The 942-nt window shown below is 51.1% G+C and carries 1 rRNA gene; it reads left to right on the forward strand.

The annotated features are described in order from the left end of the window. A 23S ribosomal RNA gene (locus DLK05_RS16530) occupies positions 1-942 on the forward strand; the annotation flags it as partial.

The following is a 942-nucleotide window of genomic DNA, read 5'->3' on the forward strand; positions in this document are numbered from 1 at the left end:
CTGAAACATCTAAGTACCCCGAGGAACAGAAATCAACCGAGATTCCGGCAGTAGCGGCGAGCGAAACCGGATTAGCCCTTAAGCTAGTTGCATGTTAGGCGAATGTGCTGGAAAGCACAGCAGCAAAGGGTGATAGCCCCGTAGCCGACAGCGCGCTTTTAGTGAAATCGAGTAGGACGGGACACGTGATATCCTGTCTGAACATGGGGGGACCATCCTCCAAGGCTAAATACTCCTGACTGACCGATAGTGAACCAGTACCGTGAGGGAAAGGCGAAAAGAACCCCTGTGAGGGGAGTGAAATAGAACCTGAAACCGTGTACGTACAAGCAGTAGGAGCCCCTTCGTGGGGTGACTGCGTACCTTTTGTATAATGGGTCAGCGACTTATATTCAGTAGCAAGGTTAACCATCTAGGGGAGCCGTAGAGAAATCGAGTCTTAACTGGGCGTCGAGTTGCTGGATATAGACCCGAAACCAGGTGATCTAGCCATGGGCAGGTTGAAGGTGAGGTAACACTTACTGGAGGACCGAACCGACTAATGTTGAAAAATTAGCGGATGACTTGTGGCTAGGGGTGAAAGGCCAATCAAACCTGGAGATAGCTGGTTCTCCCCGAAAGCTATTTAGGTAGCGCCTCGGACGAATACCATTGGGGGTAGAGCACTGTTTCGGCTAGGGGGTCATCCCGACTTACCAAACCGATGCAAACTCCGAATACCAATGAGTACTATCCGGGAGACAGACTGCGGGTGCTAACGTCCGTAGTCAAGAGGAAAACAATCCAGACCGCCAGCTAAGGCCCCAAAATTATAGTTAAGTGGGAAACGATGTGGGAAGGCATAGACAGCTAGGAGGTTGGCTTAGAAGCAGCCACCCTTTAAAGAAAGCGTAATAGCTCACTAGTCGAGTCGGCCTGCGCGGAAGATGTAACGGGGCTAAG

It is taken from the genome of Ancylomarina longa, assembly GCF_003996985.1.
Lineage (GTDB): Bacteria > Bacteroidota > Bacteroidia > Bacteroidales > Marinifilaceae > Ancylomarina_A > Ancylomarina_A longa.